General features: G+C 67.4%; 16 protein-coding genes. 12 read left to right on the forward strand and 4 right to left on the reverse strand.

Going from position 1 to position 16,065, the window contains the following annotated elements; all coding sequences use genetic code 11:
- Positions 1-160 precede the first annotated feature (160 nt).
- The 4 genes from cysS (at position 161) to cimA (ending at position 4,188) form a co-directional block, all read left to right on the forward strand.
- Positions 161-1,720: a cysteine--tRNA ligase gene (cysS, locus tag AX750_RS06905; protein ID WP_066725333.1), complete on the forward strand. Its 1,560-nt coding sequence runs from the start codon at positions 161-163 to the stop codon at positions 1,718-1,720.
- The gene (locus AX750_RS06910) at positions 1,717-2,100 is read left to right on the forward strand and encodes a nucleotidyltransferase domain-containing protein (RefSeq protein ID WP_066725187.1); all 384 of its coding nucleotides are present in this window, start codon (positions 1,717-1,719) and stop codon (positions 2,098-2,100) included. Before cysS ends, AX750_RS06910 begins: the two co-directional genes overlap by 4 nt.
- The gene (locus tag AX750_RS06915; RefSeq protein ID WP_082735208.1) at positions 2,097-2,486 is read left to right on the forward strand and encodes a HEPN domain-containing protein; all 390 of its coding nucleotides are present in this window, start codon (positions 2,097-2,099) and stop codon (positions 2,484-2,486) included. The genes AX750_RS06910 and AX750_RS06915 overlap by 4 nt, the downstream gene beginning before the upstream one ends.
- Positions 2,487-2,589: 103 nt before the next feature.
- Entirely contained in the window at positions 2,590-4,188 is a 1,599-nt protein-coding gene (gene cimA / locus AX750_RS06920; protein WP_066725193.1) for a citramalate synthase, read from the forward strand.
- A gap of 150 nt (positions 4,189-4,338) precedes the next feature.
- Here cimA and AX750_RS06925 read toward each other — a convergent pair whose 3' ends face one another.
- Complete coding sequence (locus tag AX750_RS06925; RefSeq protein WP_066725196.1) at positions 4,339-4,686, reverse strand: hypothetical protein; 348 nt, start codon at positions 4,684-4,686, stop codon at positions 4,339-4,341.
- Positions 4,687-4,843: 157 nt separating this feature from the next.
- Here AX750_RS06925 and AX750_RS06930 point away from each other — a divergent pair, with 157 nt between their 5' ends.
- Positions 4,844-6,757 (forward strand): ABC transporter ATP-binding protein/permease, encoded by a 1,914-nt coding sequence (locus AX750_RS06930; RefSeq protein ID WP_082735207.1) that lies wholly within the window; start codon positions 4,844-4,846, stop codon positions 6,755-6,757.
- An 87-nt stretch (positions 6,758-6,844) separates the two neighbouring features.
- A complete protein-coding gene (locus AX750_RS06935) occupies positions 6,845-7,333 on the forward strand; it encodes a hypothetical protein (protein WP_197426710.1) in 489 nt (162 codons plus the stop codon).
- A 12-nt stretch (positions 7,334-7,345) separates the two neighbouring features.
- On the opposite strand, the gene AX750_RS06940 is transcribed toward AX750_RS06935, so the two are convergent.
- Positions 7,346-8,713 (reverse strand): cytochrome P450, encoded by a 1,368-nt coding sequence (locus AX750_RS06940; RefSeq protein ID WP_245282331.1) that lies wholly within the window; start codon positions 8,711-8,713, stop codon positions 7,346-7,348.
- Positions 8,714-8,876: 163 nt separating this feature from the next.
- Here AX750_RS06940 and AX750_RS06945 point away from each other — a divergent pair, with 163 nt between their 5' ends.
- Together AX750_RS06945 and AX750_RS06950 are read left to right on the forward strand one after the other, a co-directional pair.
- Entirely contained in the window at positions 8,877-9,590 is a 714-nt protein-coding gene (locus AX750_RS06945; protein WP_280939898.1) for a phosphatidylserine decarboxylase, read from the forward strand.
- A gap of 61 nt (positions 9,591-9,651) precedes the next feature.
- Complete coding sequence (locus tag AX750_RS06950; RefSeq protein ID WP_066725202.1) at positions 9,652-10,497, forward strand: phosphatidylcholine/phosphatidylserine synthase; 846 nt, start codon at positions 9,652-9,654, stop codon at positions 10,495-10,497.
- Between the two features lie 8 nt (positions 10,498-10,505).
- On the opposite strand, the gene AX750_RS06955 is transcribed toward AX750_RS06950, so the two are convergent.
- A complete protein-coding gene (locus AX750_RS06955) occupies positions 10,506-10,895 on the reverse strand; it encodes a hypothetical protein (protein ID WP_066725216.1) in 390 nt (129 codons plus the stop codon).
- Between the two features lie 332 nt (positions 10,896-11,227).
- On the opposite strand from AX750_RS06955, the gene AX750_RS06960 reads away from it, so the two are divergent.
- Together AX750_RS06960 and AX750_RS06965 are read left to right on the forward strand one after the other, a co-directional pair.
- Complete coding sequence (locus AX750_RS06960; RefSeq protein WP_066725227.1) at positions 11,228-11,836, forward strand: Maf-like protein; 609 nt, start codon at positions 11,228-11,230, stop codon at positions 11,834-11,836.
- A 263-nt stretch (positions 11,837-12,099) separates the two neighbouring features.
- A complete protein-coding gene (locus AX750_RS06965; RefSeq protein WP_066725229.1) occupies positions 12,100-13,737 on the forward strand; it encodes a globin-coupled sensor protein in 1,638 nt (545 codons plus the stop codon).
- Positions 13,738-13,746: 9 nt separating this feature from the next.
- Here the strand turns inward: AX750_RS06965 and AX750_RS06970 are convergent, their stop codons facing one another.
- Positions 13,747-14,754 (reverse strand): NAD(P)H-binding protein, encoded by a 1,008-nt coding sequence (locus AX750_RS06970; RefSeq protein ID WP_066725231.1) that lies wholly within the window; start codon positions 14,752-14,754, stop codon positions 13,747-13,749.
- A gap of 196 nt (positions 14,755-14,950) precedes the next feature.
- Between AX750_RS06970 and AX750_RS06975 the strand changes: the two genes are divergently transcribed.
- Both AX750_RS06975 and yacG read left to right on the forward strand, forming a co-directional pair.
- Positions 14,951-15,772, forward strand: coding sequence for a glucose 1-dehydrogenase (locus tag AX750_RS06975; RefSeq protein ID WP_066725233.1), 822 nt, complete (start codon positions 14,951-14,953; stop codon positions 15,770-15,772).
- On the forward strand, positions 15,765-15,998 hold the full coding sequence (gene yacG / locus AX750_RS06980; protein WP_066725235.1) for a DNA gyrase inhibitor YacG: 234 nt from the start codon (positions 15,765-15,767) through the stop codon (positions 15,996-15,998). Before AX750_RS06975 ends, yacG begins: the two co-directional genes overlap by 8 nt.
- Positions 15,999-16,065 lie beyond the last annotated feature (67 nt).

Genomic DNA, 16,065 nt, shown 5'->3' on the forward strand with positions numbered 1-16,065 from the left:
GACGCGGGCCCTCAACATTATCTGCATTATTTGCCGCTAGCTCTCGCTGGCCGGCTGCTCACGTCCTCATCCTGAAACGGTAAAGACGCAAAAGCGCCCCGGCCAGCGGCCAGGATCGCCCGCCGTGACGCTTTCGCCGTTCGCCAGGATCAACACCCCGATGCCGACCCTCAGGCTCTACAACACGCTGACCCGGACGAAGGAGGACTTCGTCCCCGTCGATGCCGCCAATGTCCGCATGTATGTCTGCGGGCCGACGGTCTACGACTATGCCCATATCGGCAATGCGCGTCCGGTCATCGTCTTCGACGTGCTCTACCGGCTGCTGCGGCATCTCTATGGCGCCGATCACGTCACCTATGCCCGCAACCTCACCGACGTCGACGACAAGATCAACGCGCGTGCCGCCCGCGATTTCCCCGGCCTGCCGCTGAACGAGGCGATCGCGAAGGTCACCGAGAGCACCACCGCGCAGTTCCATGCCGACATCGCGGCGCTGGGCTGCCTGCCACCGGACGAGGAGCCCCGCGCCACCGACCATATCGGTGAGATGCAGGCGATCATCCACCGCCTGATCGCGCGCGGCGTGGCCTATGTCGCCGAGGAGCATGTGCTGTTCCATGTCCCGGCCGTGGCGGATCTGCGCGCCGCGCCGAAATACGGCGCACTCGCCCGCCGCCCGCTCGACGAGATGATCGCCGGAGCACGGGTCGATGTCGCGCCCTATAAGCGCGACCCGATGGATTTCGTGCTCTGGAAGCCGAGCCGCGATGGCGTCGATCCGGGCTGGCTCTGGCCAAACGGCGCGCCCGAGGGCATCACCCGGCCCGGCCGGCCGGGCTGGCACATCGAATGCTCGGCCATGTCGATGGCGAAGCTGCTCGAGCCCTTCGGCGGCGGGCTGGCCTGCGACGATCCGCAGAAGAACGTCTTCGACATCCATGGTGGCGGCATCGACCTCGTCTTCCCGCACCACGAGAACGAGATCGCCCAGAGCTGCTGCGCGTTTGGCGGCGCGGACGGCAGCGGCCGCATGGCGAATTACTGGATGCACAACGGCTTCTTGCAGGTCGAGGGCGAGAAGATGTCGAAGTCGCTCGGCAACTTCGTCACGATCAACGAACTGCTGGAGACGGATGAATTCGGCGGGCGCAAATGGCCCGGCGAGGTGCTGCGGCTCGCGATGCTCAAGACGCATTACCGTCAGCCAATCGATTGGACGGTGAAGGCGCTGGAGGAGGCGGAGGCGACGCTGGATCGGTGGTATGGGTGGCTCGTCGCGACTCCGATCGATGATGCCGCTTCTCCCATCGCTGCGGTCATTGAGCCATTGCTGGACGATCTAAACACCGTTGCCGCCGTTTCGCAGCTTTATCCACTGTTCGCATCGAGTACGGCCGGTGCAATGGTGGCCGGTGATGTACTCGGTTGGGATATACATGATCCTAGAACAGCCTCCGCTGTGGTGGCTTCTGCCCGTATTCTTGGCCTACTGCAGTACGATCCGGTCGTTTGGCGTGACCGAAAGAAGGCTGAGCTTAAGATCGATGATTTGCAGGTCGAAGCGCGCATCGCTGCCCGCCTAGCTGCCCGCCGCACCAAGAATTTCGCCGAATCCGACCGCATCCGCGACGAGCTCGCCGCGATGGGCATCGCCCTCAAGGACGGCAAGGATCCCGCGACCGGCGAGCCGACCACGACCTGGGAGGTGAAGCGGTGAGGGATCTCGCCGAACTGCTGGCCGCGCCGGACGAGCATGCGGTCGAACGCGCCCTGACCGATTATGCTGGGCTGGTCTCGGCAGCCTATGGTGATCGGCTGGCGGGTGTGTACCTTTTCGGAAGTCGGGCGCGCGGCTCGGCTCGCCCCGAAAGCGATGCCGACATTGCCGTCGTCTTGAGTGCGTTCTCGGGCTCGGCTCTGGACGAGAAGATGCGGCTCGTTGATCTCGCCTTCGATGCGCTCACGGACCATGGCCTGATGATTCAGCCCTGGCCCTTCACGCGCGCAGAATGGCTGGCCCATCAGGACGGGGCGCGCTTCGCCGGGCTGTTGCAGGCTGCGCGGCGGGACGCGGTGCCGCTGGTGCCTGCAGCATGAGACCGCATCTCGATAAGGCGAGACAGTCCTTGCGTTCGGCGGAGTTGCTCCTCGATGCCGGGGACTTCGACGGTGCGGTGAATCGCGCCTATTACGCCTGCTATGATGCGGCGCGAGGCAGCATCGAGACGGTGGCCGGCGTCGATACGGCCGAAGTCAAGACACATGCCGGGCTCATCCGGCTGTTCAATCTCGCCATCGTTAAGGCAGGCCATCTGCCCCTAGAAATCGGCCGGCTGATCGGGCGGGAGGAACAGTTGCGGCTGTTCGCTGACTACGGCGATGGCGTCCAGCATCGGGCCGAAGCCGATCTCGCCGTCCAGCAGGCCAGGGACTTCGTTTCGGCCTGCATCACCCTCATCGAAGATAAGAAGAAGAATCCATGACCCCGAAGATCCGCCCCGCCGGCTCGCTCTCCGTTGCCATCAAGCTCGTCATGCTGGCGATGGTGGTGCCGCGCGTGCTGCGCTTCAAGCTGCGACGCGACGCATGAGCGCGGCCCGCATCCACCTCTTCGACACGACGCTGCGCGACGGCGCGCAGACGACCGGCGTCGATTTCTCGCTCGACGACAAGCGGGCGGTCGCCGGCCTGCTCGACCGGCTGGGCATCGACTATGTCGAGGGCGGCTATCCCGGCGCCAATCCGCTCGACACCGCCTTCTTTGCCGAAAAGCCGACGAAACACGCGAAATTCGCCGCCTTCGGCATGACCAAGCGGGCCGGGCGCTCGGCCGCCAACGACCCCGGCATCGCCGCGCTGCTGGAGGCGAAGGCGGATGCGATCGTCTTCGTCGCCAAGAGCTGGGACTACCATGTCCATGTCGCGCTCGAGATTTCGCTCGAGGACAATCTCGCCGGCATCCGCGAGAGCGTCGAGGCGGCGAAGGCCGCCGGCCGCGAGGTGATGCTCGATTGCGAGCACTTCTTCGATGGCTACAAGGCCAATCCGGACTACGCGCTGGCCTGCGCCCGCACGGCCTATGAGGCCGGCGCCCGCTGGGTCGTGCTCTGCGACACCAATGGCGGCACGCTGCCCGACGAGATCGGCACCATCGTCGCCGCGGTGGAGAAGGTCGTGCCGGGCGATCATCTCGGCATCCACGCCCATGACGATTGCGGCTGCGCCGTCGCCAATTCGCTGGCCGCCATCGAGGCCGGCGCGCGCCAGATCCAGGGCACGCTGAACGGGCTGGGCGAGCGCTGCGGCAACGCCAATCTGGTGACGCTGATCGGCGCGCTGAAGCTCAAGGAGCGCTATCGCGAGCGCTTTGCGCTGGGCATCGACGAGAAGCAGCTCGGCGAGCTCAGCCAGGTCTCGCGCGCCCTCGACGAGATGCTCAACCGCGCGCCCAACCGCCACGCCCCCTTCGTCGGCGCCTCGGCCTTCGCCACCAAGGCCGGCATCCACGCCTCGGCGGTGCTGAAGGACCCGCGCACCTATGAGCATGTGTCGCCGGAAGCTGTCGGCAACCGCCGCAAGGTGCTGATCTCAGATCAAGGCGGCAAATCGAACCTCGTCGCCGAGCTGGAGCGCATCGGCGTCACGCTCGGTCGCGACGATCCGAGGCTCGGGCGCGTGCTGGAGGAGGTCAAGGAGAAGGAGGCGCAGGGCTACGCCTTCGAAGGCGCCGATGCCTCGTTCTACCTCCTCGCCAAGCGGATCATGGGGGAGGTGCCGGCCTATTTCGAGGTCGAGCGCTTCAAGGTGAATGTCGAGCGCCGCTACAATGCGCTCGGCGACCTCGTCACCTTCTCGGAGGCGATCGTGAAGGTGAAGGTCGGCGACGAGGTGCTGATCTCGGCCGCCGAGGGCGCGGCCGGCCCGGTCAACGCGCTCGACGTCGCGCTGCGCAAGGATCTCGGCCGCTACCAGTCGCTGATCGCGGGGCTTCGCCTCGTCGACTACAAGGTCCGCATCTTCCAGGGTGGCACGGATGCCGTCACCCGCGTCCTGATCGAGTCGGCCGACGAGACCGGCGAGCGCTGGACCACGGTGGGCGTCAGCGCCAACATCATCGACGCCTCCTTCCAGGCGCTGGTCGACTCGATCACCTACAAGCTGATGCGGTCCGGCGCGACGGGGTAGAAAAGGCATCCTATCCACGCTGTCATCCTGGGCGGCCGGAGGCCGACCGGGATCCATCATAGAATGCCGTCCAGCCCGATGATGGATCCCGGCCTGCGCCGCTCCGCGGCTGGTCCAGGATGACGGGGAGGGCGTGCCCGCTGCTCCCCCTCACTCCGTCAGGCGGATGACCTTGTCCTTGCAGAGATTCATGTCCTCGGCGTCGCTCTCGACGGCGTCGTCGAAGCGCGCCAGCACGAAATAGCTGCAGCCGGCCGGCTTGTTCAGCTTCACCGCGATGCTCTTGCCCGGCGCCAGCGGCTTGGCGATCTTGCCGACGAGGCGGGGCTGGTCGCCGCCGGTGGCGATCTCGAACAGCGTCAGCGGCACGGAGCGCATGTTGGTGACGGTGATCTGGGCCGGCGGCTTGGCGCTCTGGGCAAGAGCCGGCAACGAAGCAGGCAGGAGGCCGGTGGGAAGCGCGAGCAGGCCCGCAAGGACAAGTCGGTGGATCGTCATGGTGTCGTTTCCCCGATGACGCGCTGGCAGCGCTGCCCGATCTGACACCTGGCTTTCGACCGAAGCAAGGCGGTGGGGGGAAGGTTGTTCTCCTGACCCCCATGCATTCGGAGGCGTTTGCCCCTATACCGGCGGACCAACCTGGAATCGTTTCAAGATGTCACCGCCTGCCGCGCCGCCCCCGGCGCCGACCTTTGCGCGTTCGGCCGTGCTCCAGCCCGGCTCGGGCTTCGCCGCCACCTTCCGCGCGCTCTGGCCCTATCTCTGGCCGGCCGATCGCGCCGATCTGCGCCGCCGCGTCGTGCTGGCCTTCCTGCTGCTGGTGCTCGGCCGCGTCGTGCTGATGGGCGTGCCCTTCACCTTCAAATGGGCGACGGACGCGCTGGCCGCGACGCCGACGACCCTGGGTGACTGGCTACCCTGGCTCGTCGGCGCGCCGCTGGCGCTGACGGTGATCTACGGTCTCGCCCGGATCGGCTCGGCCGCTTTCATCCAGGCGCGGGACGCGCTGTTTGCCCCGGTCTTCATGCATGCGGTGCGCACGCTCGCCCTGCAGACCTTCGGCCATCTGCACCAGCTGTCGCTGCGCTTTCATCTCGAGCGCAAGACGGGCGGGCTGACGCGCGTCCTGGAGCGCGGCCGCAACGGCATCGAGGAGATGGTGCGGCTCGGCCTCAACCAGCTCGTGCCGGTGACGATCGAGCTCGTCCTGATCATCGCCGTGCTGCTGACGATCTTCAACTGGCTCTATGTCGTCGTGCTGGTGGTGATGGTGACCACCTACATGGCCTACACCATCAAGGCGACGGAGTGGCGCATCGCCATCCGCACCCAGATGAACGAGTCCGACACCGACGCCAATTCGAAGGCGATCGACTCGCTGCTGAACTACGAGACGGTGAAGTATTTCGGCGCCGAGGCGCGCGAAACCGCCCGCTACGACCTCTCCATGGCGCGCTATGAGCGCAACTCGATCAAGGCCTACACCTCGCTCGCCTGGCTGAATTTCGGCCAGGCGGCGATATTCGCGATCGGCCTGACGATCTCGATGGTGATGGCGGTGCAGGGCTTCCGGGCGGGCACGCTCACGGTCGGCGACTTCGTGCTGATCAACGCCATGCTGATCCAGCTCTACCAGCCGCTGAATTTCATGGGCACCGTGTATCGCGAGATCAAGCAGGCGACGCTCGACATCGAGCAGATGTTCTCCCTCATCGGCAAGGACCCGGAGATCCAGGACAAGCCGGGCGCGAAGCCGCTCATCGTCCCCGCCGGCGAGGTCACCTTCGAGGACGTCCACTTCGCCTATATCCCCGAGCGGCCGATCCTGAAGGGCATCTCCTTCACCGTGCCGGCGGGCAAGACCATCGCCATCGTCGGCCCGTCGGGGGCCGGCAAGTCGACGATCTCGCGCCTGCTCTTCCGCTTCTACGAGCCGCAGAAGGGCCGCATCCTGATCGACGGCCAGCCGATCGCCGACGTCCAGCAGGTCTCGCTCCGTGCTGCCATCGGCATGGTCCCGCAGGACACGGTGCTGTTCAACGACACGATCGAATACAACATCCGCTATGGCCGGCCCGAGGCCAGCATGGCGGAGGTCGAGGAGGCCGCCCGGCTCGCCCAGATCGACCGCTTCATCAAATCCCTGCCGGAGGGCTATGCCACCTCGGTCGGCGAGCGCGGCCTGAAGCTGTCCGGCGGCGAAAAGCAGCGCGTCGCCATCGCCCGTACCATCCTCAAGGGCCCGCCCGTGCTGGTGCTGGACGAGGCGACCTCGGCGCTGGATTCCTTCACCGAGAAGGAAATCCAGGACGCGCTCGATCTCGTCAGCCGCGGCCGCACCACGCTGGTCATCGCCCACCGGCTCTCCACCGTGATCAATGCCGACGAGATCATCGTGCTCGACAAGGGGCTGATCGCCGAGCGCGGCAGCCACGCTACGCTGCTGGCGGCGGAGGGCATTTACGCCTCGCTCTGGAACCGCCAGCGCCAGGTCGACGAGGCCAAGGCGACGCTCCAGCGTGCCAGCGCCGAGGAAGAGCCGAGCGTGCGGGTTTCTCTGGCGCCCTGACGGCGGGGAGCGCGTCCGCTTGGCCCCAACGGCGCGCTTCCTGCATGCTGCCAGCGCCAACTCCGGCCCACCCGACGAGGCGAAGCGATGTTCAATCCCCTGAGTTTCGTCGGCTTCCACACCTGGCTCAGCCTCATCGCCATCGTCGCCGGCTTCCCGGTCGCGGCCGGGCTGCTCAGGGGCCATATCAGCCCGCGCTGGACGGGAATCTTCCTCTCCACAGCCTTCGCCACCAGCGCGACCGGTTTCGGCTTTCCGTTCAACGGCCTGTTGCCTTCGCACATCATCGGCGCCGTCGCGCTGGTGCTGGTCGTCGCGGCGGGCTTTGCGCTCTATGCCCGGATGCTCGAGGGCCGCTGGCGCGGCGTCTATGCCGTCACGGCGATGCTGAGCTTCTACCTGCTGCTCTTCGTTCTGCTAGCGCAGCTTTTCCAGAAGGTGCCGGCGCTCCATGCGCTGGCGCCGACCGGGTCCGAGCCACCCTTCGCCATCGCCGAGGGGCTACTCCTCGCGGCTTTCCTCGGCCTGACCTGGCTGGCGGCCAAGCGCTTCACCACCTACCGCCCGGTGACCTGAGCAGCCGCAATCTCAGCCGCGCGCGCTGGCGCGCATCTGCAGCGGGTGCTTGGGCCGCAGCGTGATCTTTAGCGTTGGTTCCGGCGCCTGGCCGGGCAGGGGCTCCAGCCGAAGCGCCGGCAGCAGCACGGCCAGGATCGCGACCGCTTCCATCGTCGCAAAGGCGCTGCCGATGCAGATGCGCGGGCCCGCGCCGAAAGGCAGATAGGCGTAGCGGTGGCGTCCGCGCCCCGCCTCGCTGAGGAAGCGCGACGGGTCGAACCGCTCGGGTTGCTCCCAAAGCTTCTCGTGACGATGCACCGCCTGGATCGGCACATAGAGCACCCAGCCCTGCTTCAGCGCGACGCCCCCCAGCGTGAAGGGCTCCTCCACTTCGCGTGTGATGACCGGAGCGGGGGGAAAGAGCCGCATCGCCTCCTGGAACACGGCTTTTGTCAGCGGCAGCGAAGCGACATGGCGCGGCTGCAGAGGTCCGCCCTCCGTGACGGCCGCGATCTCCTCCAGCACCCGCGCCTCCCAGTCGCGATGTTGGGCGAGGAGATGGAAGGTCCAGGCGAGACCCAAGGCCGTCGTCTCATGGCCGGCGGTGACGAAGGTCAGCAGATTGTCGACGATCTCCTCGTCGCTCATCGCCCGGCCGGTCTCGGGGTCGACGCTCGCCAGCAGCATGTCGAGCAGGTCGCCATGCTCGGGCGGTTCGGCCCGGCGCTGCGCCACCAGTGCCCGCAGGTTCTCGCGCAAATAGGTGACCGAGGCGCGCGCTTTCGCCCGGCCGGGATAGGGCAGCCAGCCCGGCAGGCCGAAGAGATTGTAGAGGAACATGAAATTGGACGGCTCAAGATAGTCCGAGATCGCCTGTTCGACCTTGCCGACATCGAGCGCCTGCGCGCCCGAGAGCATCGTCTCGATGATGATGTCGAAGGTCGTCCGCATCATCTCATGGCCGATGTCGAGCGGGGTAGTGGCCGCCTGCCAGCGCCCGCGTGTCGCTTCCGCCGCCTCGATCATCGCCGGCAGGAAGCCAAGCAGCTTCTCGTGCTGGAAGCCGGAGGCCACCGCCTGGCGCTGCCAGCGCCAATGCCCGCCATCGGCCGTCAGCAGCCCCTCGCCGATGGCCGGCCCGAGCACCTTGCGGATCAATTCGCCCTTGCCGAGCTTTCCGGCCTGTCGGGTCAGCGCCTCCTGGATCAGAGCGGGATCGCAGACATAGAGGCTCGTCCGCCCGCCCGTCTTCGCCAGCACCAGCCGCTCGCGATAGACCTCCGGCGGCAGCGCCTGCAGCGGGTTGCGCAGCAGCGAGGCGATCACCGAGAGCGTCGGTCGGCGGCTCTCCACGAGACCCGGGGAGGGGGGCATGTCGAGGGCGTCGAGTGTCGTCACGGCCGGTCTCCTGTTGAGGGCACAGCGTCGGCGTCGAATGGGGCGCGGCGATGACGCTCTTCCCTGCGCGGCCCGAACCCCCTAAACAGCGCCCAGACTAAGGCGGCCTGTTCCGCCGCAGACCGCATCGGGAGGCGCGACGGCCGCGCGCTCCGCATCACGGATTTCAAAACCCATGTCGCTCGTCGATTCCGTCCGCAAGGTGATCGTGCCCATCCACAAGGAGGGCTACGTCTTCATCGCCATCGCGCTCGTCGCGACGATCGTGCTCGCCAATCTCTGGTCGCCCTTCGGCTGGATCGGCGCGATCATCACGCTCTGGATCTGCTATTTCTTCCGCGATCCGGTCCGCATCACGCCGCAGCGCGAGGGGTTGGTGATCTCGCCGGCCGATGGCCGCGTCAGCCAGATCGCCTCGGCCCTGCCGCCGCCGGAGCTCAATCTCCCGGCCGAGCCGATGACGCGCATCTCGATCTTCATGAACGTCTTCGACTGCCATGTGAACCGCGCCCCCGTGCCGGGCCGCATCGTCAAGATGGCCTATACGCCGGGCCTCTTCCTCAATGCCGAGCTCGACAAGGCGAGTGACGACAACGAGCGCAACGCGCTGGCGATCGAAACCGCCCACGGCATCGTCGGTGTCGTCCAGATCGCGGGGCTGATCGCCCGCCGCATCGTCCCCTTCGTCAAGGAGGGCGAGGTCATCGGCACCGGCGAGCGCTTCGGCCTGATCCGCTTCGGCTCGCGCGTCGACGTCTATCTGCCACTCGGCGTCGTGCCGCTCGTGGGCGAGGGCCAGACAGCCTTCGCGGGCGAGACGGTGCTGGCCGATTTCGCCGGCAGCGAGCCCGCCCCGCGCAGCTTCCGGGGCCTCTGACGGCGCCCCGGCCGGGCGCCCCGCCTAGCCTCCGCTTCGAAAACGGCGTATCCCGGCTCGCATGAGCGACCTGTTTCCCCCCTTCGAGCCCGAGCGCGTCGAATCGAAGCGCGCCCGCTTCAAGCCGATTCCGTTCCGGCTGATCGCGCCCAACGTCATCACCCTGCTGGCGCTCTGCCTGGGGCTGACGGCGATGCGCCTCGTCGTCGAGGGCAAGCTCGAGCCGGCGACGATCTGCATCCTGATCGCGGCCGCATTGGACGGCGTCGACGGCCGGCTCGCCCGCATGCTCAAGGGCACGTCGCGCTTCGGCGCAGAGCTGGATTCGCTCTCCGACTTCGTCAATTTCGGCGTCGCCACGGGCTATGTGCTGTGGATCTTCGTCCTGCACGATTTGAAATCCTTCGGCTGGATCATCGTGCTGACGCTCGCCTGCGCCATGGCGCTGCGCCTGGCGCGCTTCAACGTCATGATCGACGATCCCAACCGTCCGGAATGGCAGAAGAACTTCTTCGTCGGCATGCCGGCTCCGGCCGGCGCGATCACGGCCATGCTGCCGCTCTACCTGCATTTCATCGGCGTGCCGGTGCAGGAATACGGCGCGGTGCCGGTCGGGCTCTACATCCTCTTCATCGCCTTCCTGACGATCTCGCGCATCCCCTGCTACGCCGGCAAGACGCTCGGCACGCGCATCCCCCGCGACAAGGTGCTGCCGATCTTCGTCGCGGTCGTGGTCGTGGCGGGGCTGCTCTTCGCCTACCCGTTCGAGATGCTGGCGCTGGTCGTGATCGCCTATCTCGCCCTGATCCCGCTCAGCGCCGCGCGCTATCGCCAACTGGATCGCGAGCACATGGCGTCGATCTCGGCCGCCCCGGCGCCGGCGGAAGGGCAGCCCCCCGCGGCCTGAGCCGGATTTCAGCCGCGGCGGCGCGAGCGGCCCAGCCGGGCGGCGTTGGCGCTGGTGCGGCGGGAGAACGGCTCAAGCGTCGAATGGGCGATGTCGGCCGCCGCTTCTGCGAAGTTGACGCTGCCGGGCGGGCTGAGCATCAGGCCCCACCAGAACAGGGCGCCGGCCTGGCCTGCGGCGAAGCCGCTCTCCAGCACCGCCGTGACTTTCTCCGTGACGGCCTTGGCCGCTTCGCGCTGGCCACGCCGGTCGCCGAGCGCGCCCTGCATCAGGATCGGCATTCGCATCGCGATCGTCAGGCCTGCATCGGCCTGCATCGTCGCCATCCGCGCGGCCAGCGCCTGCGCTGCTCCGCCCGCCGCGATCGCGGCGCGGGCCTTGCGTGGTGTCGGGGGCATGGGGGGAAGACTCCGGAACTGGCTGCGCGGATCGCCCTGAACCCAACGCGGGGCGGGCCTTGATGATCCAGCGACCCGTGACTGTGCGCCCGCCGTCGGCGACATGCAATCGCACAGAGGGCGATGGCCTGCATCAAATATGCGCACAGGGAATGGTGTGGCCAAAATCGGGGCAGTGAGGCGCGTCCGACGCGGGGCGAAGAAGGGCGGATTTATCCGCCATCAAAAATGCTCTAGAGCCATGGCAGTGCCGCGCGGCGCCCGGTCCGCGCCCAACCGGTTGGTTTCCCTTGAATCTTTTCGCCGCTCCCAAACATCCCGGCTGGCGCCCGATGCTGGTCCTGGCCTCGGCCTCGCCGCGCCGGCTCGCTTTGCTCGAACAGGTCGGCCTCAAGCCCGATGCGCTGCTGCCGGCCGATCTCGACGAGACACCGCTGAAAGGCGAGCGTCCGCGCGATCTTTCGCGCCGTCTCGCACGCGAGAAGGCCCAAGCCGCCCGCATCGGCGCCGCCGCACGGCCGGACCTCGAAGGCTGCTACATCGTCGCGGCCGACACCGTCGTCGCGGTCGGTCGCCGCATCCTGCCCAAGGCCGAGATCGTCGATGAGGCCGCCGCCTGCCTGCGCCTGCTCTCGGGCCGCGCCCACCGGGTCTACACCTCGGTCGCCCTGGTGACGCCGGGCGGGGCGGTGCGCGAGCGCGTCGTCGAGACGCGGCTGCGCTTCAAGCGGCTGTCGACCGAGGACATCGAGACCTATCTCGCCTCGGGCGAGTGGCGCGGCAAGGCCGGCGGCTATGCCATCCAGGGTATCGCCGGCTCCTTCGTCGTCAAACTCGTCGGTTCCTACAGCGCCGTCGTCGGTCTGCCCCTGCACGAAACCGTCAACCTGCTGGGCGGCGAGGGCTTTCCGGTCCGCTTCGGCTGGATGAATGTCGGCTGAACCCCGGCCGGGAGCTGCCGCAGGGGAGAGTGTCAGCAGCATTTGACGGTAGCAGTGTAAAATTGAATAGACGCTGTGTAAATTTGAGATGACGTAATGGAATGCACGTTTGTTAGTGTCTAAAATTTCGATTTAATCATTTATTAGTGTTTTCTTATTGTAATCTGTCGGCTGGCGGGTGTTGCCTGCTGGCGCCGGCGCGCGTGCAGCGGCCGTTCGCCCAAAACTATGCCAGATAATTCTCGTTCCCTGGAGGAGCCCCTGTGACGTCGCCCATTCACGACCGCCTGGACTTTCTGCAGATCGACCAGAAGACGAAAGACGACGTCAAGCGCCTGAAGCCCATCGTGGCCGCCCAGATGCCGGTCGCTCTGGCGCGCTTTTACGAACACATCAAGCGGTATCCCGAGACGCGCAAGTTCTTCTCCTCGGAAACCATGATGAAGTCGGCGCGGGATCGCCAGATCTCGCATTGGGACATTATCGTCGAGGGCGAATTCGGCGACGATTACTATCGGCGCGTCTCCACCGTTGGTCAGACCCATGCCCGCATCGGCCTTGAACCCCGTTGGTATATCGGCGGCTATGCGCTGGTCCTCGAGGATCTGATCCGTGCCGCCATCTCCGCCCAGAGCCGTCGCAAGGGCTGGTTCGGAGGCGGCGACGACAGCGACCAACTCGCCGATTCGCTGGCCAGCCTGAGCAAGGTGGTTCTGCTCGATATCGAACTGGCGGTCAGCGTCTATTTCGAGGCCGCCGAGAAGGCGCGGCTCGAAGCCGAGGCCAAGCAGGCCGAAGTCGCGGCGGAGGCGATCCGCACCTCCCAGCAGGAGGTCGTTGGTCTTTTCGGCGACGCGTTCGACAGGCTCGCCGCCGGCGATCTCGGCGTCCGCATCGATCGCGCGGTGCCGACGATCTTCGAAGGCATGAAGGACAACTTCAACCACACCGTCGAGACGCTCGCGCGCACCATGACGACGATCAAGGCGGCGTCCGCCGAAGCGCAGGCCAAGTCGGCCGACATCAAGTCCGGCGCGCATGACCTGTCCTCGCGCACCGAGCAGCAGGCCTCGGCCCTGGAGGAAACGGCGGCGACGAGCGAGGAGATGGCGGCTTCCGTCAAGGCCTCCGCCCAGGCGGCCCGGCAGGCCGCCGACCTCGCCGCTCGCGCCATGTCGAGCGCCCGCTCCGGCGGCGAGATCGCAACCCAGGCGGTCGAGGCGATGGGGATGATCGAGGACGCCTCGCACAAGATCTCCGACATCATCCGCGTCATCGACGACATCGCCTTCCAGACCAACCTGCTGGCACTCAACGCCGCGGTCGAGGCCGCCCGCGCCGGCGAGGCGGGTCGCGGCTTCGCGGTCGTCGCCAGCGAGGTCCGCACTTTGGCGCAACGGTCGGGCGAGGCCGCCAAGGACATTGCCGCTCTGATCGCCTCGTCGAACGTCCAGGTTCAGCAGGGCGTCTCGCTGGTGCGCCGGGCGGGCGACGCGCTCACCCAGATCGTGGTCGATTCGGGCGCCGTCTCGGACACGATCGTCGAGATTTCGGCCGCCGCCGCGCAGCAGGCCACGGGCGTCGACGAGATGAGTCAGGCCGTCGCGCAACTCGACCAGATGACCCAGCAGAACGCCTCGCTCGCCGAGCAGAGCGCCGCTTCCGCCGGTTCGCTCTTCGCGAAGATCGGCGAGCTCAATGAACTGGTCGCTGCCTTCCGCACCAGTCACCAGGCCGGTCTCGCGGTCATCGCGCGGTCGGGAGGCGATGGCAGAAGCGGCGCCCCGGCCTCCGAGCCCGAGCGACTGCGCAAACTCGCGGCGGCGGCTTTCGCCCCGACGAGGGCCGCGAAGCAGGTCGTCAACGGCGCTCCGCAGGCGAGCGGCTGGGACGAGTTCTAGGGCTTCCCGTCAGAACACCGCGTGGTCGCCGCGCTCCGGCGCGGCGGCTCCGCTGAGAACGGCGCGGTAGAAGTCGAACAGCGTATCCGTGCCGGTCGAGGGCGTCGCCGTCGCATCGTAGCGGCCCGTCTGCGGGTCCAGCACCAGCATCGACTCGGTGGCGTAGTAGCGGCCGATCCGGGCCAGTTCGGCCTTGGCGGCGAGGGACGGGATCACCCGGCCCCCGATGTTCAATCCCGCGATGATCGCATCGAGCAGCGCGACGGGGACATGGCGGAAGCGGGGCGGGCGGTCGAGCAGCGCAAACAGCGCCTCGCCCTGCTGCAGGGGCGTGATCGCCTCGCCCGGCCCCCCGATCGGCAGGATGCGGTTCCACCGGCTCTCGTCATCGAGGCAGCCTGCGATGAAATCCGCGAGGTCGCGGTCGCTGATCGGCTTGCAGGCGGTGAGGCGCCCGTCGCCGAAGAGCAGGAAGGGCTTGCCCGCCCGCACGCGCCCGATCTGCCCCGAGAGCGACTTGAAGAAGGCGGTCGGCCGGACGATCGAGTAGCGCAGCCCCGAGGCGGTCAGCGCCGCTTCGAAGGCGAGCTTCGCCTGCTGGAAGGCCAGCAGCGGCTTCTGAACGCAGATGGCGGACAGCAGCACGAAATGCGTGACGCCCGCCTGCCGGGCAGCCTCCAGCAGGGTCAGATGCGCCCGGTAATCGACCGCCCAGGCGTCGGCGGGCGCGCCCGTGCGCGAGGCCATGCACGACACCAGCGCGTCGAAGCGCTCTCCCGCAAACCCGTCGCGCATCAGTGCCGCGAGGTCCGACGGATCGACCACCCGAATCGCTGCGCCGGGAGGAGGTTCGGTCCGTCCCGGTGGGCCCGGCCGCACGACACAGACCACCTCATGCCCCCTGCCCAGCAGCGCCGCTGCCGTGGCCCGGCCGATCGTCCCGGTTGCGCCGGCGAGACAAACCCGTTGGCGCCCTCTCGCGGGCGGCTCGTCCGGGGCGCGATCGGCGGGCGACATGGGCTTCGGCGTGTCCTTCGCTGCGCTCGCCTGGGGCGGGCACAGACAAGTTCGGGCTGTCCGGATCAGACCCCCGGCTGCACGCTCTGACAAGTACTCACGAACCGCGCGTCTTGCACCGCAGGCCCCGAGCCCCGATCCTGCGGCCATGAGCAGCGCGCCAGCCTCACAAGGCGCGCCACAGGGAGGAGCGCGCATGTCGGGACGTCTGAGGGGCAAGGTCGCGATCGTGGCCGGGGCGGGGTCGATCGGGCCGGGCTGGGGCAATGGCAAGGCCACCGCCACCGTCTTCGCCCGCGAAGGCGCCAAAGTGATCTGCGCGGACATCAACCGCGACGCCGCGGAGGAGACGGCGGCGATCATCCAGAACGAGGGCGGCCAGGCCTTCGCCGTCCACGCCGATGTCACCAAGGCCGAGCAGGTCGCCGATCTCGTCGCGCGGACGCTCGGCCGCTATGGCCGCATCGACATCCTCGACAACAATGTCGGCATCGCTGAGGTCGGCGGTGTCGTCGACCTGCCGGAGGAGGTCTGGGACCGCGTCTTCAGGGTGAACCTCACCGGCGCCTTTCTGGCGATGAAGCATGTCATCCCGGTCATGCTGCGCCAGTTCGAAGAGAGCGGGCAGGGCGGTTCGATCATCAACATCTCGTCGATCGCCTCGATCCGCCACACTGGCGTTCCGTATGCCAGCTATTCCGCCACCAAGGCGGCCCTGAACCAGCTGACACGGACAACCGCCGTGCAATACGCCCCGCAGAAGATCCGAGTGAACACGATCCTGCCCGGCCTGATGAAGACGCCGATGGTCGCGCACTCCGCCGGTCTCGCCCAGGCCTATGGCGAGGGTGATGTCGAGGCGATGTGGGCGGCGCGTGACGCGCAGGTGCCGATGGGCCATATGGGCGAGGCCTGGGATGTCGCCTACGCGGCCCTGTTCCTGGCGAGCGACGAAGCGCGCTATGTCACCGGCCTCGACATGGTCGTCGATGGAGGGATTACGCTCAAATATGGCTGACAACGAGAACACGCCGCCAGCGATCCAACCGCCGCCGGCGAAGCCGCTCAAGCCCTGCGCCATCTGCGGCAAGCCGGCGCAGCCCCGCTACAAGCCGTTCTGTTCGGCGCGCTGCGCCGACATCGATCTCGGGCGCTGGCTGAAGGGAAGCTATGTGATTCCTGGCGCGCCGCTCGAACTCGACGAGAACGGCCCGTCGTCGCGAGAGCGTGACGACGACGCCTGAGGCGCGACGTCGCGCCGCGGCGCGTTTCAGCCGCCATTCATCCGGCTTGCGCTACGAAAGGCACAAC

Source organism: Methylobacterium sp. CCH7-A2, from assembly GCF_001557075.1.
GTDB lineage: Bacteria > Pseudomonadota > Alphaproteobacteria > Rhizobiales > Beijerinckiaceae > Allobosea > Allobosea massiliensis.